A 23,946-nucleotide genomic window follows, 5' to 3' on the forward strand; every position below is an offset into this window, starting at 1 on the left:
AGTCGATAGAACGGCTATAGATAGCGCATTCATTTTAATGTGACATACTATTTAGAAAAGTTGTATCACATTTAAGAGTGTGCTAAAATGAGTAGGAATTTGTGAAAAAGAGAGAGGATGATTGTTTTGACGAACATGACGACAGTAGAACAATTAGCAATTAATACGATTCGTACCTTATCGATTGATGCCGTACAAAAGGCGAACTCGGGTCACCCAGGTATGCCAATGGGAGCAGCGCCGATGGCATTCTCGCTTTGGGCGGATCATATGAACCACAACCCTAAAAATCCAGAATGGTTCAACCGCGACCGTTTTGTACTTTCAGCCGGACACGGTTCGATGCTTCTCTACTCACTCCTCCACCTATCGGGATATGATCTATCAATGGATGATCTTAAATCATTCCGTCAATGGGGATCAAAAACACCAGGTCACCCGGAATACCGTCACACGGCTGGTGTAGATGCGACGACAGGTCCACTTGGTCAAGGGATTGCAATGGCAGTTGGTATGGCGATGGCAGAACGTCATCTTGAAGCAAAATACAACCGTGACGATCTCAACGTCGTCGATCACTTCACATACGGAATTTGTGGAGATGGAGACTTAATGGAAGGTGTCTCAGCTGAAGCGGCTTCACTCGCAGGTCACCTTGGTCTTGGTAAATTGGTCGTATTGTATGATTCAAACGATATCTCACTTGATGGCGATCTCGATAAATCATTCTCTGAAAACGTCCAGAAGCGCTTCGAAGCGTACAACTGGCAAGTCATTCGCGTAGAAGACGGAACGGATATCGATTCGATTTCGAAAGCAATCGCGGCGGCGCAAGCAGAGACGACAAAACCAACATTGATCGAAGTCAAGACAGTCATCGGCTTCGGTTCACCGAACAAATCAGGGAAATCGGCTTCTCACGGTGCACCACTCGGTGAAGCGGAAATCAAATTGACGAAAGCTAGCTATGTATGGGATCACGAAGAGTTCTACGTCCCTGAAGAAGTCAAATCATTGTTCGACGAGCGGATCGTCCAACGTGGTGCTTCTGCGGAAGACGCATGGAACGAAACGATGAAACAATACGAAGCAGCTCACCCGGAATTGCATGCGGAACTCGTTCGCGCGATCGCAAACGAATTGCCAAGCAACTGGGAAGCAGATCTTCCAACGTACGACTTGTCATCGAAAAAAGCGACACGTCAAACGAGTGGTGAAGTCTTGAACGGTCTTGCGAAGAACGTTCCGACATTGTTCGGTGGTTCAGCTGACCTTGCAGGATCGAACAACACGATGCTCAAAGGCGAAGCAGACTTCGATATCGACCCAAGTGGTCGTAACATCTGGTTCGGTGTACGTGAATTCGCAATGGCTGCGGCTGTCAACGGTATGGCACTTCACGGCGGCGTCATTCCTTACGGCGCGACATTCTTCGTCTTCTCGGATTATCTCCGTCCAGCAGTTCGTTTAGCAGCATTAATGGGACTTCCATCAATTTTCGTCTTGACGCACGACTCGATCGCTGTCGGGGAAGATGGTCCAACACACGAGCCAGTCGAGCACTTGATGAGCTTCCGTGCAATGCCGAACGTCACGATCTACCGCCCAGCAGACGGAAAAGAGACGATCGCAGCATGGAAAACAGCAGTTCAAGCGAAAGACAAACCGACACTTCTTGTCTTAACACGTCAAGGTCTTCCTGAACTTGAAGGCACAACGACGGAAGGCGCAGAAAAAGGCGGTTATGTCATCGCTGGTGACGTCACGAAAGCCGACACGCTCTTGCTCGGTACGGGTTCAGAAGTTCACCTTCTTGTCGAAGCACAAAAAGAACTTGGTGAATCAGCAGCTGTCGTTTCGCTTCCATCATGGGAAGTATTTGAAGCGCAGTCAGCAGAGTATAAAGAATCAGTTCTTCCAAAACACATCACGAAACGTGTTGCGATCGAAGCAGGCGCTTCGCTCGGTTGGTACAAATATGTAGGAACAGAAGGACAAGTCATCGGAATCGATCGTTTCGGCGCATCTGCGCCTGGAGACTTCCTCTTGAAAGAATACGGCATGTCTGTTGAGAACGTTTTAGCGACAGTCAAACAACTCGGATAATCTTTTCCGGAAAAACGGGTCCGATCTTACGTCGGGCTCGTTTTTCATCTATTATCATCTATGCAAACAATTGGAATTATAGTATAGTAAAAAGCGACGTTTTAAGTTAGAGGAGGAAGCAACTTGGCTACATGGATTTGGATTTTAATTGCCCTTCTTTGCTTGGTAGCAGGTGTCGCCCTTGGTTTCTATATCGCTCGTCGATACATGATGAACTACTTGGAGCAAAACCCACCAATCAACGAAGATATGATTAAGACATTGATGATGCAAATGGGTCAAAAGCCATCACAAAAGAAAGTCAACCAAGTGATGCGTTCAATGAGTGGTTCAATGAAATCACCTAAAAAATAAGCTGTACGAAAGGGGACTAAATGGTCTCCTTTTTATTTGCTATTTTTTAGAAAGAGAACTAATCTAAAATGTGAGACTATTTCAAATAATCATAGGATTTAAAAAAGGGGGGAGACTTGAATGGGAGTCTTCAGGAAACTCGGTTGGTTTTTCCGGCGAGAATGGAAAGCGTATAGTCTTGGGGTCGTCAGTTTGATTTTTGTAGCGGCGTTAGAGTTGATTCCGCCAAAAATCATCGGGACGACGGTCAACGGTCTGAGTGAGGGAAGCTTGACGAAAGATGATTTGATTCGTCTCGCAGGTACGTTGTTGCTCATCGGGGTCGCGACATATATCATTCGTTATTTTTGGCGCTTTTATATCTTTGGAGCATCGATTCGTCTCGGTCGATTATTGCGCAGCCAACTGTATGGACATTTTTCAGATTTGGATCAATCGTTCTATAAGAAATATCGGAGCGGGGACTTGATGGCGCATGCGACGAACGACGTACAGGCGGTATCGATGACAGCAGGTGCCGGTATTCTCACGCTCGTCGACTCGGTGACGATGGGGAGCTTTGTCATCATCACGATGGTCACGACGATCAGTTGGAAATTGACGCTCGTATCACTTCTACCGATGCCGCTGATGGTCTACTTGACGTCACGCTACGGGAAAATGTTACATTCGCGTTTTCACGACGCGCAGGAAGCATTCTCCGATTTGAATGACAAGGTCGCGGAAAGTATTAGTGGTGTCCGCGTCTTAAAAGCAACAGGGGAAGTGGAATCTGACGTGCAGACGTTTACGGATCTATCGGATGACGTCGTCCAAAAGAACCGTCGTGTCGCAAAAATCGATGCATTATTTGATCCGACGATTTTTGGATTAGTCGGTCTATCGTACATCATCGCTGTCGGATATGGTGCATATCTGTTACAACAAGGTGAAATCCGAATTGGTGACATCGTCTCATTCACTACATATCTTGGTTTATTGACATGGCCAATGCTTGCCTTCGGTTGGTTGTTCAACATTGTCGAACGTGGTCGTGCTTCCTACGATCGGATCGAGCGAATGCTTGCGATCGAACCGGAAATTAAAGATGCGAAAGAAGCAGCAACAAGTGTTTCCTCACCTGAACTCCACGTTGGGATTGAGCGTTTCATCTATGATACGCAACCGGTCTTACAAGACATCGATGTGACGTTGAAGCCCGGTAAATCGCTCGGAATCGTCGGGAAGACAGGTGCTGGGAAATCGACGTTCGTTCGCTTATTGTCTCGCGAATACGACGTCAAACAAGGCGCCATCACGATTGGTGGACGAGACATCAAACAATTGACGCGTGACACCGTCCGTCGTCAAGTGGCGATCGTTCCACAGGATCATTTCTTATTCTCCGCGTCGATTGCTGATAATATTGCCTTTGCAAAACCGGATGCATCAATGGAAGACATCATGGAAGCAGCTCGGATCGCAGCGGTTCATGATGATATTCTTGGATTTAAGGAAGGGTATGCGACGATGGTCGGGGAGCGTGGGGTGACGTTATCCGGCGGTCAAAAACAACGGATCTCGATTGCCCGGGCATTACTAGCAGACTGTCCGATTTTAGTGCTCGATGATGCCTTATCTGCGGTTGATGCCAAAACTGAGGAAGCGATCATCCACCACTTCCGCACGGCGGATCACGATCAGGCACAAATCATCGTTGCTCATCGCCTGTCGGCTGTGTCACATACCGATGAGATCATCGTCCTTGAAGACGGTCGGATCATCGAGCGAGGCACACATGAGCAGTTACTCGCTCATGACGGTTGGTATAAAGAGACGTACGATCGTCAGCAACTAGAATCACTCGTCGAACAAGGAGGGCGTTCTAATGAATCATGATATCAATGAAAAAGCCGTCCTGAAACGATTACTTGATTTCGTCAAACCGTTCAAAAAACAGGTCAGTATCGCCTTCATCCTGCTGTTCATTACGACAGCGGCAAAACTCGGGGGACCGTATCTCGTCAAGATTTTCATTGATGAATACGTCGCACCGGGTACATATCCCGTACAGGAAGTCGCACTTTTGTTTACAGCGTACTTGTTACTGCATACGACAGGGATCATCGTCGATTACTTACAGGCGTTCGAATTCCAAAAGATTGCCTTGCAAGTCATTCAACGCTTACGGATTGATGTGTTCCGGCACGTCATGCACTTACGGCTTGCCTATTTTGACCGGACGCCTGCTGGAGTGCTCGTGTCCCGGATCACGAACGATACGGAAGCGATCAAGGAGCTCTACATCGGTGTCCTGTCGACATTCGTGCAAAGCGGCGTTCAGTTGATTGGAACATATATCTTCCTCTATCTGCTAGAGCCGCGACTCGCGACGATTGCGTTACTATTGTTACCGCTGTTTTATTTCATCATTTGGATTTACCGGAAGTATTCGACGAAGTATTACGCGGAAGTCCGCGATTTACTATCGAAAATCAATGCCCAACTGAACGAATCGATCAACGGGATGGCAATCATCCAACAATTCCGCCAAGAAAAACGCTTAATGGCAGAGTTCGAGGAGACGAACGTCGCCCACCAAAATGGACGTTATAAGAACTTGAAGCTCGATAGTTGGTTACTGCGACCAATCATTGAATTGTTACTGGCGGTTTCGATCGCAACACTCGTAACATATTTCGGTGTCCTATCGTTCTCGCAAACGGTCCAAGTCGGTGTCGTCTATGCCTTCATCAGCTACATGGAGCGGATTTTCCAACCGGTTCAGCAAATCATGCAACGGTTGTCCGAGTTCCAACAAGCTGTCGTCTCAGCAGACCGTGTGTTCAAGGTCCTCGATACGGATGAGCCGGAACCAACGAAACAACTCGAAGGAGATGCACGAGTATCGGAAGGACATATCGTCTTTGAAGACGTGCGCTTTAGTTATGACGGAGAGAAAGATGTCTTGAAAGGAATTTCGTTCGAGGCGAAAAAAGGACAGACGATTGCCCTCGTTGGTCATACGGGAAGTGGAAAAAGTTCAATCATCAATATCTTGATGCGCTTTTACGCATACCAATCGGGTCGGATTTTGATCGATGGTCAACCGCTTGAGCAGTTATCAGAAGAAGAACTACGACAGCATGTCGGACTCGTGTTGCAGGATTCATTCTTGTTCACGGGAACGGTCGCGGACAACATTCGATTATTCGATAGTTCGATTTCCTTTGATCGTGTCGAAGCAGCTGCTAAATTCGTACAAGCGGACGGATTCATCAATCAACTGGATCAGCAATATGACAGTCCCGTTGCGGAACGGGGGGCGACGTTCTCAGCTGGGGAACGTCAGTTAATCTCCTTCGCACGCACGATGGCGCGGGATCCGAAAATCCTGATCCTTGATGAAGCGACGAGTTCGATCGATACGGAGACAGAGGAGAAAGTGCAAGTCGCACTTGAACGGATGCGTCAAGGGCGGACGACGATTGCTATTGCCCACCGTCTATCGACAATTCAAGATGCAGATTTGATTCTTGTATTGCATCAAGGGGAAGTGATCGAGCAAGGAAATCACCAAGAATTGATCGCACAAGATGGTCTGTATAAGAAGATGTATCAGTTGCAATCCGGTCATGTCACGGTTTCTTAAAAAAATAGACAAAAAAAGCCTGCCAGGCGATCTCGCCCGGCAGGTTGTTTGTTTTGATTAGTAGACTGTAACTGTAACGTTTTGGCGTCCCCAGTTGAGTGCTTCTTGTTGTGAACCAACGAGAAGGTCAAGTTTGTTACCTTGGATTGCGCCACCACGGTCGAGTACGATTGCTTCACCAATGCCTTCGATGTGCATACGTGTACCGATTGGGTATTGTGAAGAAGCTGCTACGATACGCATACCATTGTACGTGATCGTATTTGTAACGTCATAACCGCTTGCTGTCAACGCACGACCGTTGTAGAGTTGGCTACCGTTGTTAGATGGGTCGTTCGTGTAAGCACTGACGTTCATCGTCACTTTCGTACCTGATTTTGCAGGTGTTGATTGTTTTGTTGCAGTAGCTGGTTTAGCTGCTGCTTTTGGTGCTGGCTTCGCAGCAGGTTGTGCTTTTGCTGCTGGTGCTTTCGATACGCCAGCGAGTGAAGTATAGTCGCTGTGTGCGTAGCGCGTTTTACCATCGATTGTTGTTTTGATCCATGCACCAACTTTACCTTCTACGTTGACTTTTTCGCCTTTGTAGAGGTTACCGACATCTTTCGAGCTTGTCGTTGGTTGTGTGCGGACGTTTAGTACTGCCGTAGTAACTGTCGCTTTTTTAAAGTCGAATGAGCCTGCTGCAGACGTATACGCACCATGGACATAACGTTTTTGACCGTTAACTGTTGTTTTGATCCATGCGCCAGAACGTCCTTCGACATTTAATGTTTGACCTTTATATACATTGCCTACGTCTGCTGATGCAGTTGTAGGTGCTGTGCGTACGTTGAGTACTGGTGTATTTACTGTTACCGTTTCTGAGGCAGCCTCTGTCTCTTGGGCAAATCCTACTGATAGAGCTGTTGCTGCAAGACCGGCAGCGAAAACTGCTTTTTTCATTATTGATGTCCTCCTGACATATGCTGTGTTTACTGTTCCTACTTTACACGGCAAATCTGACCTGTGCGTTTACAGGTCAATGTCATTCGAGTTACAAACCGAGCTTTTGTGACAACAAGATTGCAAAAGGACGGTTTTTGTCATCGATAGGACATACTGATTATGAAAAACGGACGTTTATAGGTATTTTGGCTTACTGAATATAAAAAATTCGCACAATTCAACAGAAAAAAGCCTTAAAGATAGAAAGTGTTGAATCCTTCTATCGTCTGATGATGAAAAAGTGAAACGGATGATACGTAGATCAATACTTGACGATCGTCGTCACGCCGAACGCTGTCAGGTAAGAACGATGATACAATTCCTGCATCCAATCGTTAGCGGAAAGTTGAAACGTGCCGTGAATCGTTTGGTACGTTCGCTGGCGAATATTGATTTCGATTGGCTCTAGTAGCGGAGTGGACGGTAGATGGTCATGCATGCTGTCATTTTGATTTTCGATATAGAGCAGCTCGAGGACATCTCCTTCTTCCATATAACGCTGTAGATAAATTATGAACTCCCACTGATCGGCACCATCGATCGTAGACAAGTAAGGTATCGTGAATTGTCCTCGCTTCAATGAGACGTATTTCAACCGCTTCGACTTCATGTACGTATAATTGAGGGAGATCGTCAGGTATATAAAGGGGACGAGAGCTAGAAATGAATGTAAGAGCGGACGTCAAGCACCCCATCAGAAATAAGAAGCCATAAAAAAGTCAGCATTCGCACTCGAATGCTGACCAAATCGCGCATTAAGATAAGAGCGGTTCGTTCGAACCGTGAATGGTGTAGTTTTGGACTGTCCGTGAATATTCTAAAAGCAGGACATCAAGTTCATGGCTAAGTTGTAGAACACGCGGGGAGGTGAAGCTGGACTGGTCAGCTTGATGATATAGTTCGCTACGTTTGGCTTCGATGGCTAACGTCAATAGTTGTTGTGTCGTCATAGCAGTCTCCCTTACATTGGTGTCGTATCCATATTCTAGCAAGTCCATTTACGAGGTGCAATGAGATTTCAGTAAAATCGATGAAATGTAATTTTTTTGTAATTTTGGCGGACACGAATCTTTTGCAACTTTCTGTGAGATAATAGGTGCTAAATGCAGAGGAGTTTGGCAAAATAGAGGAGGAACTTCTTCTATAGTAGTAAAGAAAGGGGATGCTCATATGGAGCTCTCATTATGGTTAGCGTTTGGAGCAGGATTATTATCTTTCGTCTCTCCATGTACGCTACCACTGTATCCTGTGTTTCTCTCATACATCACAGGCGTGTCGGTAACGGATTTAAAAGAACGGGGCGTACGAGAAAAGCGATCCTTGTTTCATACGTTAGCGTTCCTCGTTGGTTTTGCGATGGTATTCGTTGTACTCGGTTTATCGACATCGTTGTTCGCAGATGTCTTTATCACATATCGAGATACGTTACGGATGGTTGGGGCACTCGTCATCTTCGTATTTGGGATTGTTCTCGTCGGATTATGGCAACCAACATTCTTGATGCGTGAAAAGAAACTGAATCTCGGGGAACGAAAAGGAGGATACGTCGGGACGGTACTCGTCGGAATCGGTTTTGCAGCCGGTTGGACACCGTGTACAGGTCCGATTCTCGCAGGAGTCATCGGATTAGCTGCGACCAATCCGAGTCAAGGCATGTTCTACATGCTCGCGTATGTCCTTGGCTTCTCGATTCCGTTCTTATTGATGGCGTTCTTCGTCGGTCGTTCGCGTTTGTTCGTGCAGTATAGTCTGAAATTAACGAAATTCGGGGGAGCCTTGATGATGGTGTTCGGAGTCATGCTGTATTTTGATGGCTTGAGTAAATTCGCAGCATGGATGAGTGACATCGTCGGATTCACTGGATTTTAATCAAGGAAGTGATCGGATGATTTGGATATCAACTGGGGTAGCGCTCGTCATGGGATTGCTGATCAGCTTCATTCGTGTGAAGGCATCAGCAAAACCGACGAATGCTAAAAAAATCTTGATCCCGCCCTTTGCGATGTCGACGGGTATGCTACAGTTTTTATACCCAGCATCCCGTCTGACATGGACGGAGGTAGCAGAAGCATTGCTCGTTGGAGCCATCTTCAGTATCTTTTTGATCAAGACATCCAATTTTTATGAAGCGGAAGGGCAAATTTATTTGCAACGTTCGAAAGCATTTTTCATCGTCTTATTCGGCATCTTACTCGTTCGGACGGTTGCGAAATTTTTCATCGGCGGACAGATCGATATCTTCGAAACGGGTGGGATTTTTTATCTCGTTGCCTTCGGAATGATTGCGCCGTGGCGCTTCGCGATGTATATGAAATACAAACGAGTCAAGTCGGGCACCGTGCCGGTTGCGCACTTACCTCACTAAAAAAACCGCTGAAGGCGACTTCGGCGGTTTTTCGTGCATCCTTCAATTTTGGAAGTATAATGCGTAGTCTCGCCAGTCGATGGCGTGCTCCGTTAGTGCTTTTTTCAAGAATTTATGATCGCGTTTCGGTGTCGCAGAAATATATCCTTTGACGACCAGTTCGGATGTCATCTCTGTCGCCCGTTCTTCAAGTGCGAACTGTCCGATCCGCCCGGCAATCTTGCGGCGTGCGACATCACGAAATGCCGATGGAACCGGCATGACGAGAGCGTTCAACAATTCCATCGTCTCATCCGTCCAAAGATGTCGTGTTTGGTCGATGTACTCATCTTCCCAGTCCATCATCGATTTACCGTCTTCTTTCGGTAACTTCTTGAGGAACTTCCGGAACATGAAAAACCCGCCAATTGCCATGAGTGTGATCATGATAAAGCCCCAGAGCAGAATCCCGTTCATGAACCATTCCATGCGCGACTCATCCCCCTTTCACATCAAATATAGATTAGCATAAATCAGGTGGACGTGCTATGATGAATGACGGAGAAAGTGAGGCGAAAGAATGCTGCAACCATACGTACAATTGGACGAGACCGGACAGCCCCGTAAAGGTGTTTTACCTGAAACAGCGGACGGTCGGATCGTTGAATTCTATTATGATACGAAGGGTGAAGAGATCACGGTGATCTTCGTCACCGTTCCGGCAGAAGATGCGAGCCGGAAGCGTGCGTTTACGGTCGGGAAAACGTTCAAGACGGTTTCGACACTCGAAGACTTCACGTTACTTCACTATGAATGGGCAAATGACCAGATTTTTGCGACACTTGAGATGTTCGCGGATGGGTCGAAACGTCAAATCGACGCTTCGAGATTGCTCGACTATTAAAAAAGAAGGAGATGCGGATTGCCGCGTCTCCTTCTTTTGATATTCAAGAAATATGAAGTCGGATGACCTCGTCATGCAGTTCCACCTGACCACCAATCGGGAACGTGAACAAAGGACTCGTATGTCCGAAGTCGACATTCGCAAGAACCGGTACGTGCTCTAGGAATGGATAGAGTGAGATCAGATATCGCAGATGCTCTTCCGTCATCTTCGTTGTGAGTTGGAAGCGTCCAAAGACGATCCCACGAATCGTTTCCGCACCTGGTTGTGCCATCAAAGAGGCGAAATCACGGGCGAACGTCGCTGGATGGACTTCGTAATCATCTTCAAGGAATAAAATCGTATCCCGTAAATCAGGGAAGTGCGGTGTGCCTTGCAGGAGATTTAATGTACAAAGATTCCCACCGAGCAGTCGACCGCTTGCTTGCCCATTGGATAAAAGAATCGGTCCTTTGTTTGGTAACGTAATGATATGTCCACGATCGGTATCACGCCAATGGACTGAAGGCTTGATCGTAACGGGTTCTGTTCCGAACAACACTTGCTTGAAGTAATCGATCGTATAAGCATCGCGATCACGGAAAGCCCGTAACATCGGTCCGGAGTAAGTGATTAATCCAGTGTTCGTTAGAATGGCGTGACTGAGTGCTGTGATATCGGAGAAGCCACACAGGATTTTCGGATGTGTCCGAATCAATTCGTAGTCGAGTAAGTCGACAAGTTCATTCGTGCTGAACCCACCGCGAACGCACAGGATCGCATCAACGTTCGGATCAGCGAACGCGGCATGGAGGTCTGCGACGCGTAACTCAGGATCACTGGAACCGAACGGATTGACGGCACGCGCATGTTGACTGATCGAGACACGTAATCCGAGCGATTCGAGCGTTTGGATCGCACCATCGATGATCTTCATCTCGACCGTTGAGAGGCTAGAAGCGGGTGCGATTAAGCGGACATGAGAACCATCCGTCAACTTCTTTGGCGTTAACGTCGGCAGGTGGGCAGCGATGATCTCTAAACGGTTACCGAATGGATCGGTTGTGAAGAAACGACGACGTGGCGCAAGGCGTGTGTCATGCTCAACCGGATAACCGGCAGCTTGAAGAGAATCGCTCAAGGCTTCGAACGCAGCGACGGTTAATCCAGGATGCGCTTTTTTAGCAGGGGAGAAGGGATCCTCGATGCCGAGATGAAGTGCTGCACCATGTTCTTCGAACCAGACACCACCACTGGCTTGAACACCAGTCGGTTTTTCGACTTCCTTCATATGTAAAAGCCCGGCATAAAATTCACGGGCGCGATCTTCTTCGTTTTTCGGCATAGCGAGCTGGACATGATCTAACATGAAGACACTTCCTTTACGAATTAGATTCAGGCAACGAACTGAGTGATCCGTTTCAGTTCACGTTCGACGAGGTTCAAGTAGAAGACACCTTCGATCCGGCGATCGAGAGATTGTGCGATCTCATAGAGATTCGTCCGAAGCGCTGCGAGATACGACGCTTCCTCACCAAGAGATTGACGATGGGCGAACGCATAGTGAGCGAGTAAGAACTGAAGATACCCACGATCAGTCAAGAATGGAATCAATTGTTTTTTCTCTTCCATCGACCAGGTATAGTTCGTATCGTAATACATCTTCGCATATAGGTGGTACGGCTCGTCGCCACCTGTGAACAAGGTTTCGCCACGTTTAACTTCTTCGATCAAGCGTTCACTCCAATCGAAGCGTTCTTTTTTGCGACTAAGGAACAACGGTAGGATGTATGGATGTGCCTGATCCGGCATCCGTGAACAACCCCGTTCATGCCGAAGTGCTGCATAAAGTAACAAGGCACGATCTTCGAAGCCACGTTCGATCGCATACGTCATCCGGCTAAATGCTTCGCAGGATGGGCAATCACTAAGTTCGTCACTTGGCGCGTCAACCCATTCCGATAGATAATGATCGGCTTGTTCCTCGTCACCGAGTTTGCTATAGACCATGAAGCTGATATAGTCGCGCGTCCGAATAAAGCCATGCGCGTCACAGAAATCGATGAAGCGATCGAGATCTTCTTCGAGAAGCGAGACCGTCACGTCTTCTTGTTCTGCCATATAGATCAAGTAGGACTTGTAGTTCCAGTACAAATCAAGTTCTTGTTTTGGAGTCAGTGTCATCTCATCTTTTCGGATCCATTCCATCAAGAGCGTGAAGGACACAAGAAACGATCGGAAGTGTCCTAAATCAAATTGATTTTGTGAAAATGTCCATAAGGAGAGGAAGCGGAGTGAATCATCAGCTGTTTCCTCAAAGATGGCCCATAAGGCCTCACCGCGTGCAACGGAGGGTTCTTCTTCCTTTAAACGAAGATATAAGAGATGGAGTTCTTCTTGAGGGTTCATCTGTACCCCTCCTTTCTTATATAAGTATACCACGAGCGTTTTGAGAAATCGCAATTGAGCGAGGACGGAATAAAAAAAGATTCCGAACCCGCTCAATCGCGGTTCGGAATCATTTCAAGTATTTGTGGATGAGTTTCAGCTGTCGGATGTAGCAAATCATGTACTGTGTAACCATTGAGTACTTGATGGAACGCCGCAATGGCATCATCGAAAGCATCACGTGCTGGATTGAGCGAAGGAATCTCGTGAATGCCTTCTTGCGGATCGAGAAAATGAACGGTTGGTTCAAACAGTTGTACGACGTCACCGATATGAATTGCATCCGGAGGGCTCGCTAATCGAAAACCACCTCCACGACCACGGACAGATTCAATCAGACCACTCTGTCCTAAACGATAGACTACTTTCATCAAATGATTCTTAGAAATGTCGTAACAATCCGCTACTTCCTGGATTCGGACTAAACGATCGGGATGAGCTGCTGCGAACAGCAGGGACCGAATCGCGTAATCCGTATAACGTGTCATGCGCATTTTCATCACCTACTTAACACACATACTAGGGGGGGACGCAAGCATTTACAACTTTCAATGTGCAAAAAATAAGATGCATTTTAGAGATTGTTTTTGAGAGTGGATTCACGCATAATGGACGGTGAAAGGTAGGTTAAATTATGCATTTCGATCAGGCATTACACCTTTTGCAACAGCTCGGTCCATCGATGGAGCAAAAGGGATTGCGGATCGCGACGCGCTTCTATGACTCGCTCGAGGCGACGTACGAAGAAGAATTGCGCGCGCTTCGAGAAGCAGGAGCTCAGGACGGAACTCGCGCATTACGGATTTTACGCCTGAGTCAATTACTGAACCAGATTACCAACCAGCACGAATCGAGTGAACTGTTTAAATTGATTTTGCTGAATGAAATCGATCAGACGAAATCGTTTCTGCTGACGTACCCGGACATCATCAGTCGTGAAATTCTTCAAGCTATTCAAATCGAATATGACCTTAAAGAAGATGCACCTTTACTTCAAGCATGGGCAATTGTTCACCATCAACTCGTCGATACGTGCCGCCATTTTTGTAAATACCGTCATGCTGAAAATTGGCGTCAACAAGATATTTTGTTGATCGCAGAAGAACATCATCTCGGAGCCGTCATCGATGAAGCCAGGCACGCGCTCTTGAGTGGTCGAAAAACGACATTGTTACATGTCTCAGCTGAGGAACTGGCAGAACGAATGTTAGCGAATGTCGTATCCTTGACGACGAAAGGGATGGTCGTTCATCACATTCGTCAAGAAGGATGGGAACAACAGATGCACGAATTCTTGACGATGATCACGGCGAATGATCCGATTGTCTTCGTCAGTGGATCGACGAATTTCATTGAAGAAATCCAGCAACGACTTGATCCGCTACCGGTCCTGTTCGGTCCGTTCGTAGCGGCAAATCAATTACCCTCTTAACGAGAAAAGCGATGTGTAACGCTCTGACAAAAGTCGGAGCATGACACATCGCTTTTTTAAGCTGATTTCGTTAAGCGTTTCGCACGTTGAATCGACCGGTCGAGTGCGAGATAGACCCCACCTGAGACACAACATAGCAGTCCGACGAATCCGAGCGCAAAGTCACCTTTTCCGGTATCAAGGAATAACGATCCGAGAAGCGGTGCGGTGACGCCGCCAATCAACCACTGGAGACTCGCAGCACCGTTGTACGTTCCGCGGAGATGTTCTGGTGCGATCAAAGCGATGAACGTCATCTGCACAGGAGACATGATCATCTCACCGAGCGTATAGAACGCATAAATCGCAAGCAATACCGTCACGAGCACGACATAACTCGTTCCGAGTGAGAACAGGTAAGACGGCACGAATGCGAGAAAAATCATGCCGATCCCGAAAATCGAGGCGCCGAGCAACATGACTTTTCCGAATGCCTTGCCGGACAAGCGAGCAGCGATCGGGAACTGGAACAAGACGACCATGATTCCGTTCAGTGCCATCAAGTAAGGAAACGGATTTTGTTTCGTCGGTAGTCCCGGCAGTGCTTCCTTCAAGAAGACCGGTAACATACTCTCGACGAGGGCAAATCCCATCGAGATGAAGACACCCGCCCCGATGAAGATTAAAAAGACATGATCCTTCCGCAATACAGTGAGCGGTGATACTTTGACTTCGTCCGTCTTTTCGATATACTCCGGTTTCGTCTCTTCGATGAAGAAGTAGAGAACGAGTCCGTACAGGAAAAAGACGAAAGCGGCAGAGTAGAAGATGAGTGAACGGTCGACGAATAGGACCGCACTTCCGAGAAGTGGACCGAATGCGGCCCCGACGTTATGTCCCATCCGCAGCAGGCCGAACGATTCGTTCAGGCGTTCTGGTGGTGTGACGTCAGCGACCATCGCGCTTGCCGCCGGATGGAACAGTGAACTCGATAAACCGAGCAGCGCGTTCAAAGCGAGAAGTGGTCCGAATGAATCAGCGAACGAAAAACCGATTAGTGCGATGACGTCACCGATGATCGAGAGGACCATCAGTGGTTTTCGACCGAATTTATCGGCGAAGTGACCACCGAGGACGGCACCGACGAGCGACATGATCGGTCCGGTCGCCATGATGACACCGACCAAGAAGTAGGAATCGAGTCGATCCGCATAATAAAGAACTAAAAATGGTGCAATCATGAACATCATGATCCCCGTGATCGTTTCCCCGACGAACCGGATCCAGATGTTGCGATCAAGCTGTTTGAGTGCGTTAAACATAGTGAAAACCCCTTATATTCCGTTTTTAGACAATAGAAAAGACGGATACGCACAAATATGGGCATACCCGTCCTAATATAAGAGGGCAGCATGTACGTATACGCATACGCACACCCTGCTTAATTAAAAATTAAACGATTGGGTGACGTACAGTTGTAGCCGATACAAAGACAGTGTGGACAGATGTCCGGGCTTGATGGAATACCATTGTACGTCTCCTCCTTCTGTAATAGTAAACTTCCTAGTCATCGTAAAGAAGATCGTGATGAATTGTCAACTTTAAATCTGAAAATTGAGTCAATGAAGTGAAATGGACGAGACCTTGAAAATTCGGTATGATAGACTAGTTGCGAAAAAGATTGATCGGACTTTTGAATATATCGGTGAAAGGAACTACCATACATGACAAACATTCTACAAACGGAAGTCGAAAAGCGTCGGATTTTCGGCATTATCTCCCACCCGGATGCGGGTAAGACGACATTAACTGAAAAATTCCTCCTGCACGGAGGGGCAATCCGTGAGGCAGGTTCTGTCAAGGCACGGAAAAACTCGAAATTTGCGAAATCCGACTGGATGGAAATCGAAAAACAACGCGGAATCTCTGTTACGTCTTCGGTCATGCAATTCGAATACGATAAAAAGATCGTCTCAATCATGGATACACCAGGTCACTCGGACTTCGGTGAAGATACGTATCGGATCCTGACAGCTGTTGACTCAGCAATCATGGTCATCGATGCAGCGAAAGGGATCGAGTCGCAAACGAAGAAACTCTTCCAAGTTTGTCGGATGCGCGGGATTCCAATCTTTACGTTCATCAATAAGATGGACCGTCAAGCGCGTGACCCACTCGAATTGATGGAAGAACTCGAAGAAGTCCTCGGTATTCCGTCTGTTGCTGTGACGTGGCCAGCTGGTTCAGGTCAACAGTTCGAAGGGGTCTATGACCGTGTCAAAGGACAATTCCATTGTTTCAAGAACGATCGTAAGTCGATCGAACTCGGTGAGGAAGGTCTCGCGAACGAAGAACTCGCGACGACGATCAACTCGGAAATGTATGAGACGTTGATGGATGAAGTCGACTTACTCGACGGCGCAGGTAACGAATATGATGAAGAATTGATCGCAAAAGGTGAACTGACTCCAGTCTTCTTCGGATCAGCACTCGTCGATTTTGGTGTCACACCACTTCTTGAACATTACTTGAACTTGTCTCCTTCACCGACACCACGCGAGTCGAACAAAGGGAAAGTCGAGCCGGCACAAGACTTCTTCAGCGGTTTCGTCTTCAAGATTCAAGCGAACATGAACCCGAACCACCGTGACCGGATTGCGTTCGTCCGTATTTGTACGGGTAAATTTGATCGTGGAATGGACGTCGTCCTGACACGGACAGGCAAGAAGATGAAGTTATCTCAATCGACACAATTCATGGCGGATGAGCGGGAAACGGTCAATGAAGCGTTCGCAGGAGACGTCATCGGGTTGTACGATTCAGGCAACTATCAAATCGGTGATACAATCACGAACGGTGATCCATCATTGCAATATGAGGCACTACCAACGTTCGCACCAGAACTCTTCTTGAAGGTCTACACGAAAAACGCCTTGAAGTCGAAACAGTTCCAAAAAGGTGTCGAACAGCTCGCGCAAGAAGGTGCGATCCAGGTCTACAAGACGGAATACAACGAAATCATCCTCGGAGCAATCGGACAACTCCAATTCGAAGTCTTCGAGCACCGGCTCAAAGGCGAGTATGGCGTTGACATCTTGAAGGATGCTGCGAACTTCCAAGTCGCGAAATGGATCAAGCCAGCTGAAGTCACTGCCGTCAAACAATTGACGGATTCACGGACGGTTCTCGTCTACGACCGTTGGGAAAATGCTGTTCTATTATTTGCGAATGATTTCGTCTACGAGCGATTCGTTCAGAAGAACGAAGGAACGATCACATTGGTCGATTCACCGCAACAACTCTAAGTTTTTGACGGACTACTTTTCGAAGTAGTCCGTTTTTTCGTTCCTGAAATCTCGTTTGATGGCAAGCGAACAAGGGTAAAAACAGAGCGAGTTTGAATTCATATGAAAAAGGAAGGTGTCATGTGATGGCGAAACGGTTTGTTGGAATCTATCAGGATCAATCGAGTCTGGAACGAAAAATCGAGGAATTGAAACAACAGGGGCATCATGATTCGGATTTTTCTGTCGTCGGTCGAGATGACGCGGCAGACGAAGCATCGGGTGCAAGTTGGATTGATCAGGTCAAATCAAAATTTTCTAAAGAACCACCGCTCCGCGAGACATTAAAACGTGTCGGACATTCGGACGATGAGGCAGAACGGCATTACGCAGAAGTCGAGCGTGGCGGTCTTGCATTGTTCGTCAAGGATCGAGATCACGATCATGACCACGACCATGAGCACCATCATCACCATGACCATGATCATGACCATCGACACGATGATAACAAGGTCGAAAATCCGGGGAACAATGCCTATGAATCCAATCACCGCGGGGACGGTGAGAAGAGCGACCGGGCGAAGTGGAAAGCGGACGATCTCGACTAATACCTAGAAGTGAAGGCGCCGCTTGCGGTGGACTTCACTTTTTTTCATATCTGGAGGCGTAGGGCGAGATGTGTGAGGAATCGAGGTGCTATACTGAGAGCATCGAAGAGGTGATAAGACATGAAAAAAATAGTGACAGCTTTAGCAGGAATTGGTCTTGCCAGTGCTTGGTTCATTAACCGGTACCCAGTTTTCGGGAAACGACCAAGCCGTGCAGAGCGGCTGAGTTTCGAACGATCAGATCGTTTTGTCGACGGGAAGTTCAAAAATGAGATGGATTTCCAGTTGAAGATGGAATGGGACTCGATGAAAAGTATCTTAAAGGATTACGGAAGAAACATTCCGAATCTGCGTCCTGTCAAAGCGTTACCGACGCTTCCGTATCAGCGACGTCAAGACGATAGTGAAACACCACGTGTCACATGGTTCGGACATTCGGCATTTTTACTCGAACTCGATGGGCAAACGATTTTCTTTGACCCGATGCTCGGGCGCGCACCATCACCGTTCCCGAAACTGGGGGGAGGACGTTTTCAAACGACGCAGACGGTTGATCTCGAACGTCTACCGTTGATTGATGTCGTTGTCTATTCGCATGATCATTATGATCATCTGGATTATCCATCCGTCCTCGCCTTGAAAAATCGAGTCGGTCGCTTCATCGTGCCGCTCGGTGTCGGGAGTCGTCTCCGTGGATGGGGCGTCTCGGCTGAGCGAATCACGGAACTCGACTGGCATGAATCGACACAAGTCGGTGGCATCAAACTGACAGCGGCTCCGTCGCGCCATTATTCAGGGCGAAATGGTCTTGATCAATTTTCAACGCTATGGGCGTCATGGGTCATCGAAGGCTCGCAAAAGGTCTTCTTTAGTGGCGATAGTGGATATGGTCCACACTTCAAAGCAATCGGCGAACAATATGGTCCGTTTGACCTGACGATGATGGAATGTGGACAGTACGATGTCCGGTGGTCCAATTCGCATATGTTACCGGAACAAACAGTTCAAGCTCATCGAGATGTAAAAGGTCGTGTCCTGATGCCGATTCACTGGTCTGCCTTCATCCTCGCGTTCCATGCGTGGTTCGAGCCGGTCGAACGGTTGCTCAAGGAAGCGAAACGCGATGAGATTCCGGTTCTGACACCAATGATCGGGGAGAGTGTGACACCCGAGAGCACGACACGAAAATGGTGGCGGGAAGTGCGTTGAGTAAAATAACTTTTTGATTTTAATTGAATGAAATGAGAAAAAAGTAGCCTTTTCGAATCACATCGAAAAGGCTACTTTTTTAGGTGAATAAACAGACGAAATGTTCATCCTCGACTCTTATAGAAAAGCGAGGATGATGTCATCGTCCGATCGTACAATACCATTTAGCTCGCCAATTGATCCGCTTGCTTTACGCGACGAGAACGAACTTTTTCGATGATTTCGAAACCGAGCACAAGCATCGTTCCGACGAGTAATCCGTTACTGAGGAACGGACGAAGCGTCAAAGGCAGGACTTCCGCGATGACGGTCGATTGCAACAAGATACTGATGCCGATGACGGCACTGATCGCAAACGCATGGCGGCGGCGACTGTTCTCCATGTTACTTTCCGCAGACTGCCAGGCAATCAGGAACATGTGCGGCAATGTCGCAAGCAACGCGGCACTCGCAACGCTACGCGGTAATGTCGCGATGATCCCGATCAAGCTTGGGAAGAAACCGATCAGTGCGATGACGAGCGAGGCAATCAAGAACGGGCGACGTTTCCGGCTTCCCGTTTGCGCGATGAATCCGCTCGTGATGGGCAATGGCACCGGGACAAGCGTCGAGAATGTAGCAGCGAGTAAATGAATGACACCTTCGATGGATAATCCTTGGTGCAGACGTCCTTGTTTTTGAAGCGTCGCTTCGACGGCGCTTAAAGCGGCAATTAAATTGATGACGAGCAAGATCGCGAACGGAATCGCGACAAGGAATGCACTGCCGTCAAACTGTGGCCATCCGAACGGTAGCGCTTGCGGTGGTGCGAACAAACTAGATGATGCAGGAAGCGACGGACGGCTGACGAGCCAACCGACGATGATTCCGATCATCAAGGCAAACGGACGTAAGCGACTCGGTCCAAATTGGCTGAGTCCGAGCACGAGCAAGAACGTGACGATTCCGGTGAAGCGTGTTGCCTCGACGGCGAGAACGGCACCGAGCATAACACCTGTCAATTGAATACATAATAAGAGCAAAAACGTTCCGCTGACGAGCGGTGTAAAGACGGGTAATAAGTATTTCGTCCATCCTGTCAAACCGAGAATGATGAGGACGACGCCGGCAATGACGACGGCTGCCATCGCGATTGTAAAGGCCGTTTTTGAATCGACCGGTAGTGCAGCGATGACGACGAAGATGCTGACCCATGATCCGGCAGGTCCCGATACGATCGGAAGCCGGTGGCCGAAGGCTCCGTGTAGGAAACAGGCAATCCCGCCTACAAAGAACGACCGTTGGACAAGGGCAGCAGTCTCAACTGATGAGAGGTCGAACAGACTGGCGACGACGATTGGTAAAGCAATCGTGTTCGCGAGTAAAAAGACGATCCACTGGAAGGTAGAAGTCGTTTGTTTCATGAAAAAGCTCCTTTCTTAAACTTCAGATATTCCTGCATCATAGCATATGATTGATGTTATGATTCATATATCTTTATACATGAAAACATATGAAAGAGATGATGAATATGGATTTACGCCAGTACCGCTATTTTTGTGCGGTCGTCGAGGAACAATCCGTCACACGAGCAGCGGAGCGCTTACGGATGGCACAACCTGCCTTGACGCAGCAAATTCGGCGAATGGAAGAAGAGCTAGGTGTTCGTCTGATTGAGCGGGCAGGGCGCGGGATTCGGATTACCTCGAGCGGCAACCGCTTATATGAACGAGCAGTCTCTTTGCTACAGTTCGAGCAGGAGACACGGATGGAAGTGAGCGACATCGAAGCCGGACGAACGGGAATCTTGCGCATTGGTGTGAACACTTTATCAGCCAGTCGGCTCGTTGAATGGATTGAACAGATGAAACGACGACATCCTGGCATTATCTTACAAGTCCACCAAGGAGAATCGAGTGCGCTCATCGAACGGTTGAAAGAGCGGTCGCTTGACGCAGCGTTCGTCCGTCTGCCGATTGATGCGCAAGGGATTTCGATTGAATGGATTGAAGAAGAACCGTTTCATCAAGTCTGGCACCCCGATCATCCGACTGCGGATCTCATCATTCCGAGTCAGGAAGGACTCGGTGTCTTTCAGACGTTAAGTCAACGGCTCGGCGTCGTATCGCAAGAGACGTGTTCCGATGTTTTGACGCTGATCGGACTCGTCCGCAGTGGACAGGCGGTGACCGTTTTGCCGGAGAGTACGTTGCGGGAACTGGATATGACAGGACTGCACCAGACATACCTATCCGGTGCCGCGAGTACGACAGCCTTCGTCTGGTTGACGGAGACGGGACCGACGACACTGACAAAACAATTCATTGAAATCATGAAAGAAACAGCAGAATAATTAAATGGATAGGAAAGAAAGGAACGATCGTATGAAAACGATTCAAGGCACGTATGGAGAAGCAAAGATTTTCACGGATAACGTCGACGACCTGACGATTAAGCAAGTCACAGCTATGTTAGAGGAACAATTTGCGACAGACAGTCGCGTCCGGATCATGCCAGATTGCCATGCTGGAAAAGGGTCTGTCATCGGAACGACGATGCATGTGACGGACGAGGTCGTACCGAACCTCGTCGGTGTTGATATCGGTTGCGGCATGTTATGTACACGACTTGCTGAACAAGAACCAATCGATTATGCGAAACTTGACGCGACGATTCAGCGTCTCGTTCCAAGTGGCATGTCGGTACGTCAGCAAGCTCATCCATTGTCCGAACAGGTACCGTTTGATCAAGTACTTGCACCGTTTAACGAGACACGGGCACGATTATCAATCGGTACGCTTGGTGGAGGGAATCATTTCATCGAACTGAACCAGGATGCAGCAGGACAGCGCTATCTCGTCATTCATTCTGGTAGTCGCAATCTTGGGAAGACGATTGCCGAACATTATCAAGCAGAGGCAGAAACTGCACGCTTCCAATTTGACGCTGACCAAGTCATCGCCGAATTAAAACAACAAGGGCGCGAGTCGGATATACAGACGACCTTACAGCAATTGAAGGAAAAACGGTCTACGTTTAACAAAGATTTAGCATCTGTTTCCGGCGAAGCGATGGAGCGTTACCTCCATGATCTTAAGATTGCTCAACGATACGCAGCATTGAACCGTCAGGCGATGACCGAGGTCATTTTCGAGGCGATGGGATGGACGGTAGCGGATCAATTCGATACGATCCACAACTACATCGATCTTGACGCGATGATTCTACGAAAAGGTGCCATCTCTGCAAAAGCCGGCGAGCGGGCAATCATTCCGATGAACATGCGTGATGGTTCCTTGATCGTCGTAGGAAAAGGAAATCCCGATTGGAACTATTCCGCGCCACACGGAGCAGGACGAATCATGTCGCGGTCAAAAGCATTCAAAACAGTTGAACTGGATGCGTTCGAAAAGACGATGACCGATGTCTGGTCAAGTTCAGTCGTCGCATCGACGCGTGACGAGTCGCCGTTCGTCTACAAGCCGATGGACGAAATCATCCGTAATACGAAAGAAACGGTCGATGTCGTCGAAATCATTAAACCGCTGTACAACTTTAAGGCGAAATGATGGAAGGTTATTATCAATTGGGGAGGATATTCTATGAATTATAAGGGGACTATGTTGATTCTGTTTTCAAGTGTGTTTTTGATCGCTGGATGCACGGATGAGGCGGTCACGACGGAACAGAAAAAAGTAGAAGTCAAAACTACTACGCATACGAATCAGACGAAACACCCCATCTTAAATCCAGTTCAGTATGAAAAGCTGTTCAAGCATATGAATGAACACTTGAAGATGGACCAGTTTCAGTTGAAGGATAGTACGATCGGTGCAGACTTCACGGCTGTCGACCAATCCTTGAGTTTTGAGAAGAGAAGATGGTTAACGGTTGACGGAACGATTGATACGCCATCGACCCAGGAGACACTTTATTTTGAAAACCAAAAACAAGATACGCAGTTAGCGATTCATTTTGCGTATACGAATCGATACATAGGCAATGATCTGGTTCAGTATCAATCAAACGGTAGTTACGGCGAGCTCCTCATCATTAGCTACAAAAACATCCTCATATCCGTACAACAAAATTCATTAAACAAAGTAGATCCTGACACGACACAGGAAGCAGCAAAACAGGTGATCCAGGAATTAAAAAACGTCCCCGTTTAAAACGAGAACGTAAAGGTGACAACTCTGATTTGATTAGACCGTACCATCCGGTAATGTCTCACCAGTCCGACGAATCGTCGCGCCAAGTTCAGCGGCGATCGCATTGACGGCTTCTGAATCTTCGTTGACCTCACTGATCAAGATGACACCGTAATGGTCAGGATTGATCTGATTCAGCGTCCGATTGAACAAATCAAATGATTCCCGCTCGTTCTTCTCATCCCGGTTCGCACCAATCAAGTAACCAGCAACGGAGCCGACGAGCATACCGAACGGACCACCAACGACACCGATTGCCATGCCGATCAATGAGCCTTTGAAGGATTGGTCCTGTTGCGTGAAGTCGATGGCATCGATGAAAGAGAAGCCCTCTGCTTCGTCACGTTTTGCGAGAACCATCTGATCCATCTCGATTTCCTTGATTGCCTCGAGATCCTTAATCATCGCAAAGCCTGTTTTTGCTTTTTCTAAATCACTAAAAATGATTGTCGTAATAACGTGCGTTGCATCGCTTTTGTATTTCGCCATAATAA

At 47.7% G+C, this 23,946-nt stretch carries 24 protein-coding genes; 14 read left to right on the forward strand and 10 right to left on the reverse strand.

Features of this window, described 5'->3' with window-relative positions:
• The first annotated feature begins 117 nt into the window (after positions 1-117).
• The 4 genes from tkt (at position 118) to ASF99_RS04535 (ending at position 6,091) form a co-directional block, all read left to right on the forward strand.
• A complete protein-coding gene (gene tkt / locus ASF99_RS04520; RefSeq protein WP_023467774.1) occupies positions 118-2,106 on the forward strand; it encodes a transketolase in 1,989 nt (662 codons plus the stop codon).
• Between the two features lie 123 nt (positions 2,107-2,229).
• A complete protein-coding gene (locus ASF99_RS04525; protein WP_012370001.1) occupies positions 2,230-2,460 on the forward strand; it encodes a YneF family protein in 231 nt (76 codons plus the stop codon).
• 120 nt (positions 2,461-2,580) lie between these two features.
• On the forward strand, positions 2,581-4,338 hold the full coding sequence (locus ASF99_RS04530) for an ABC transporter transmembrane domain-containing protein (RefSeq protein ID WP_023467775.1): 1,758 nt from the start codon (positions 2,581-2,583) through the stop codon (positions 4,336-4,338).
• Positions 4,328-6,091 (forward strand): ABC transporter ATP-binding protein, encoded by a 1,764-nt coding sequence (locus tag ASF99_RS04535; RefSeq protein ID WP_035398112.1) that lies wholly within the window; start codon positions 4,328-4,330, stop codon positions 6,089-6,091. The genes ASF99_RS04530 and ASF99_RS04535 overlap by 11 nt, the downstream gene beginning before the upstream one ends.
• Before the next feature lie 57 nt (positions 6,092-6,148).
• Here the strand turns inward: ASF99_RS04535 and ASF99_RS04540 are convergent, their stop codons facing one another.
• The 3 genes from ASF99_RS04540 to ASF99_RS04550 all read right to left on the reverse strand — a co-directional run bounded on the left by ASF99_RS04540 (position 6,149) and on the right by ASF99_RS04550 (position 8,025).
• On the reverse strand, positions 6,149-7,033 hold the full coding sequence (locus ASF99_RS04540) for an SH3 domain-containing protein (RefSeq protein WP_055967180.1): 885 nt from the start codon (positions 7,031-7,033) through the stop codon (positions 6,149-6,151).
• Positions 7,034-7,337: 304 nt separating this feature from the next.
• Positions 7,338-7,670 (reverse strand): hypothetical protein, encoded by a 333-nt coding sequence (locus ASF99_RS04545; RefSeq protein WP_023467778.1) that lies wholly within the window; start codon positions 7,668-7,670, stop codon positions 7,338-7,340.
• A 160-nt stretch (positions 7,671-7,830) separates the two neighbouring features.
• Entirely contained in the window at positions 7,831-8,025 is a 195-nt protein-coding gene (locus ASF99_RS04550) for an aspartyl-phosphate phosphatase Spo0E family protein (protein ID WP_023467779.1), read from the reverse strand.
• A 220-nt stretch (positions 8,026-8,245) separates the two neighbouring features.
• Here ASF99_RS04550 and ASF99_RS04555 point away from each other — a divergent pair, with 220 nt between their 5' ends.
• Both ASF99_RS04555 and ASF99_RS04560 read left to right on the forward strand, forming a co-directional pair.
• Positions 8,246-8,944 carry a cytochrome c biogenesis CcdA family protein gene (locus tag ASF99_RS04555; protein ID WP_023467780.1) on the forward strand — a complete coding sequence of 233 codons (699 nt, stop codon included), beginning with the start codon at positions 8,246-8,248 and terminating at the stop codon, positions 8,942-8,944.
• A gap of 16 nt (positions 8,945-8,960) precedes the next feature.
• Positions 8,961-9,440, forward strand: coding sequence for a CcdC family protein (locus tag ASF99_RS04560; protein ID WP_035398107.1), 480 nt, complete (start codon positions 8,961-8,963; stop codon positions 9,438-9,440).
• Positions 9,441-9,482: 42 nt separating this feature from the next.
• Here ASF99_RS04560 and ASF99_RS04565 read toward each other — a convergent pair whose 3' ends face one another.
• On the reverse strand, positions 9,483-9,908 hold the full coding sequence (locus tag ASF99_RS04565) for a DUF2621 family protein (protein ID WP_023467782.1): 426 nt from the start codon (positions 9,906-9,908) through the stop codon (positions 9,483-9,485).
• A gap of 91 nt (positions 9,909-9,999) precedes the next feature.
• Between ASF99_RS04565 and ASF99_RS04570 the strand changes: the two genes are divergently transcribed.
• The gene (locus ASF99_RS04570) at positions 10,000-10,323 is read left to right on the forward strand and encodes a hypothetical protein (RefSeq protein ID WP_023467783.1); all 324 of its coding nucleotides are present in this window, start codon (positions 10,000-10,002) and stop codon (positions 10,321-10,323) included.
• 43 nt (positions 10,324-10,366) lie between these two features.
• On the opposite strand, the gene ASF99_RS04575 is transcribed toward ASF99_RS04570, so the two are convergent.
• The 3 genes from ASF99_RS04575 to ASF99_RS04585 all read right to left on the reverse strand — a co-directional run bounded on the left by ASF99_RS04575 (position 10,367) and on the right by ASF99_RS04585 (position 13,244).
• Positions 10,367-11,671: an LD-carboxypeptidase gene (locus tag ASF99_RS04575; protein ID WP_055967183.1), complete on the reverse strand. Its 1,305-nt coding sequence runs from the start codon at positions 11,669-11,671 to the stop codon at positions 10,367-10,369.
• Positions 11,672-11,697: 26 nt separating this feature from the next.
• Entirely contained in the window at positions 11,698-12,711 is a 1,014-nt protein-coding gene (locus ASF99_RS04580) for a hypothetical protein (RefSeq protein ID WP_023467785.1), read from the reverse strand.
• Between the two features lie 92 nt (positions 12,712-12,803).
• Entirely contained in the window at positions 12,804-13,244 is a 441-nt protein-coding gene (locus ASF99_RS04585) for an RrF2 family transcriptional regulator (RefSeq protein WP_023467786.1), read from the reverse strand.
• A gap of 140 nt (positions 13,245-13,384) precedes the next feature.
• Here ASF99_RS04585 and ASF99_RS04590 point away from each other — a divergent pair, with 140 nt between their 5' ends.
• The gene (locus tag ASF99_RS04590) at positions 13,385-14,182 is read left to right on the forward strand and encodes a hypothetical protein (RefSeq protein WP_023467787.1); all 798 of its coding nucleotides are present in this window, start codon (positions 13,385-13,387) and stop codon (positions 14,180-14,182) included.
• Between the two features lie 56 nt (positions 14,183-14,238).
• On the opposite strand, the gene ASF99_RS04595 is transcribed toward ASF99_RS04590, so the two are convergent.
• On the reverse strand, positions 14,239-15,483 hold the full coding sequence (locus ASF99_RS04595; protein WP_023467788.1) for an MDR family MFS transporter: 1,245 nt from the start codon (positions 15,481-15,483) through the stop codon (positions 14,239-14,241).
• A 402-nt stretch (positions 15,484-15,885) separates the two neighbouring features.
• Here ASF99_RS04595 and ASF99_RS04600 point away from each other — a divergent pair, with 402 nt between their 5' ends.
• The 3 genes from ASF99_RS04600 to ASF99_RS04610 all read left to right on the forward strand — a co-directional run bounded on the left by ASF99_RS04600 (position 15,886) and on the right by ASF99_RS04610 (position 19,262).
• Positions 15,886-17,466, forward strand: coding sequence for a peptide chain release factor 3 (locus tag ASF99_RS04600; protein ID WP_035398104.1), 1,581 nt, complete (start codon positions 15,886-15,888; stop codon positions 17,464-17,466).
• Positions 17,467-17,591: 125 nt separating this feature from the next.
• Positions 17,592-18,053 carry a general stress protein gene (locus ASF99_RS04605; RefSeq protein ID WP_035398102.1) on the forward strand — a complete coding sequence of 154 codons (462 nt, stop codon included), beginning with the start codon at positions 17,592-17,594 and terminating at the stop codon, positions 18,051-18,053.
• Between the two features lie 120 nt (positions 18,054-18,173).
• Positions 18,174-19,262, forward strand: a complete 1,089-nt coding sequence (locus tag ASF99_RS04610; RefSeq protein ID WP_035398100.1) for an MBL fold metallo-hydrolase — start codon at positions 18,174-18,176, stop codon at positions 19,260-19,262.
• Between the two features lie 164 nt (positions 19,263-19,426).
• On the opposite strand, the gene ASF99_RS04615 is transcribed toward ASF99_RS04610, so the two are convergent.
• On the reverse strand, positions 19,427-20,665 hold the full coding sequence (locus ASF99_RS04615) for a purine/pyrimidine permease (protein WP_055967187.1): 1,239 nt from the start codon (positions 20,663-20,665) through the stop codon (positions 19,427-19,429).
• 107 nt (positions 20,666-20,772) lie between these two features.
• Between ASF99_RS04615 and ASF99_RS04620 the strand changes: the two genes are divergently transcribed.
• From ASF99_RS04620 to ASF99_RS04630, 3 genes are read left to right on the forward strand one after another with little or no spacing between them, the layout of a single operon-like run.
• Positions 20,773-21,594 carry a LysR family transcriptional regulator gene (locus ASF99_RS04620; protein ID WP_055967190.1) on the forward strand — a complete coding sequence of 274 codons (822 nt, stop codon included), beginning with the start codon at positions 20,773-20,775 and terminating at the stop codon, positions 21,592-21,594.
• 31 nt (positions 21,595-21,625) lie between these two features.
• Positions 21,626-22,810 (forward strand): RNA-splicing ligase RtcB, encoded by a 1,185-nt coding sequence (locus ASF99_RS04625; protein WP_023467794.1) that lies wholly within the window; start codon positions 21,626-21,628, stop codon positions 22,808-22,810.
• A 33-nt stretch (positions 22,811-22,843) separates the two neighbouring features.
• On the forward strand, positions 22,844-23,413 hold the full coding sequence (locus tag ASF99_RS04630; protein ID WP_023467795.1) for a hypothetical protein: 570 nt from the start codon (positions 22,844-22,846) through the stop codon (positions 23,411-23,413).
• A 33-nt stretch (positions 23,414-23,446) separates the two neighbouring features.
• Here ASF99_RS04630 and ASF99_RS04635 read toward each other — a convergent pair whose 3' ends face one another.
• On the reverse strand, positions 23,447-23,941 hold the full coding sequence (locus ASF99_RS04635) for a hypothetical protein (RefSeq protein WP_023467796.1): 495 nt from the start codon (positions 23,939-23,941) through the stop codon (positions 23,447-23,449).
• Between the last annotated feature and the right edge of the window lie 5 nt (positions 23,942-23,946).

This window comes from Exiguobacterium sp. Leaf187 (genome assembly GCF_001423925.1).
Lineage (GTDB): Bacteria > Bacillota > Bacilli > Exiguobacteriales > Exiguobacteriaceae > Exiguobacterium_A > Exiguobacterium_A indicum.

Excerpts from the sequence above, each read along its gene's own strand:
- ASF99_RS04570 (WP_023467783.1), top strand. The coding sequence starts at position 10,000 with ATGCTGCAACCATACGTACAATTGGACGAGACCGGACAGCCCCGTAAA.
- tkt (WP_023467774.1), top strand. The coding sequence starts at position 118 with ATGATTGTTTTGACGAACATGACGACAGTAGAACAATTAGCAATTAAT.
- ASF99_RS04560 (WP_035398107.1), top strand. The coding sequence starts at position 8,961 with ATGATTTGGATATCAACTGGGGTAGCGCTCGTCATGGGATTGCTGATC.
- ASF99_RS04615 (WP_055967187.1), bottom strand. The coding sequence starts at position 20,665 with ATGAAACAAACGACTTCTACCTTCCAGTGGATCGTCTTTTTACTCGCG.
- ASF99_RS04555 (WP_023467780.1), top strand. The coding sequence starts at position 8,246 with ATGGAGCTCTCATTATGGTTAGCGTTTGGAGCAGGATTATTATCTTTC.
- ASF99_RS04595 (WP_023467788.1), bottom strand. The coding sequence starts at position 15,483 with ATGTTTAACGCACTCAAACAGCTTGATCGCAACATCTGGATCCGGTTC.
- ASF99_RS04600 (WP_035398104.1), top strand. The coding sequence starts at position 15,886 with ATGACAAACATTCTACAAACGGAAGTCGAAAAGCGTCGGATTTTCGGC.
- ASF99_RS04590 (WP_023467787.1), top strand. The coding sequence starts at position 13,385 with ATGCATTTCGATCAGGCATTACACCTTTTGCAACAGCTCGGTCCATCG.
- ASF99_RS04580 (WP_023467785.1), bottom strand. The coding sequence starts at position 12,711 with ATGAACCCTCAAGAAGAACTCCATCTCTTATATCTTCGTTTAAAGGAA.
- ASF99_RS04610 (WP_035398100.1), top strand. The coding sequence starts at position 18,174 with ATGAAAAAAATAGTGACAGCTTTAGCAGGAATTGGTCTTGCCAGTGCT.
- ASF99_RS04540 (WP_055967180.1), bottom strand. The coding sequence starts at position 7,033 with ATGAAAAAAGCAGTTTTCGCTGCCGGTCTTGCAGCAACAGCTCTATCA.
- ASF99_RS04635 (WP_023467796.1), bottom strand. The coding sequence starts at position 23,941 with ATGGCGAAATACAAAAGCGATGCAACGCACGTTATTACGACAATCATT.
- ASF99_RS04630 (WP_023467795.1), top strand. The coding sequence starts at position 22,844 with ATGAATTATAAGGGGACTATGTTGATTCTGTTTTCAAGTGTGTTTTTG.
- ASF99_RS04605 (WP_035398102.1), top strand. The coding sequence starts at position 17,592 with ATGGCGAAACGGTTTGTTGGAATCTATCAGGATCAATCGAGTCTGGAA.
- ASF99_RS04625 (WP_023467794.1), top strand. The coding sequence starts at position 21,626 with ATGAAAACGATTCAAGGCACGTATGGAGAAGCAAAGATTTTCACGGAT.
- ASF99_RS04620 (WP_055967190.1), top strand. The coding sequence starts at position 20,773 with ATGGATTTACGCCAGTACCGCTATTTTTGTGCGGTCGTCGAGGAACAA.
- ASF99_RS04530 (WP_023467775.1), top strand. The coding sequence starts at position 2,581 with ATGGGAGTCTTCAGGAAACTCGGTTGGTTTTTCCGGCGAGAATGGAAA.
- ASF99_RS04550 (WP_023467779.1), bottom strand. The coding sequence starts at position 8,025 with ATGACGACACAACAACTATTGACGTTAGCCATCGAAGCCAAACGTAGC.
- ASF99_RS04565 (WP_023467782.1), bottom strand. The coding sequence starts at position 9,908 with ATGGAATGGTTCATGAACGGGATTCTGCTCTGGGGCTTTATCATGATC.
- ASF99_RS04535 (WP_035398112.1), top strand. The coding sequence starts at position 4,328 with ATGAATCATGATATCAATGAAAAAGCCGTCCTGAAACGATTACTTGAT.
- ASF99_RS04585 (WP_023467786.1), bottom strand. The coding sequence starts at position 13,244 with ATGCGCATGACACGTTATACGGATTACGCGATTCGGTCCCTGCTGTTC.
- ASF99_RS04575 (WP_055967183.1), bottom strand. The coding sequence starts at position 11,671 with ATGTTAGATCATGTCCAGCTCGCTATGCCGAAAAACGAAGAAGATCGC.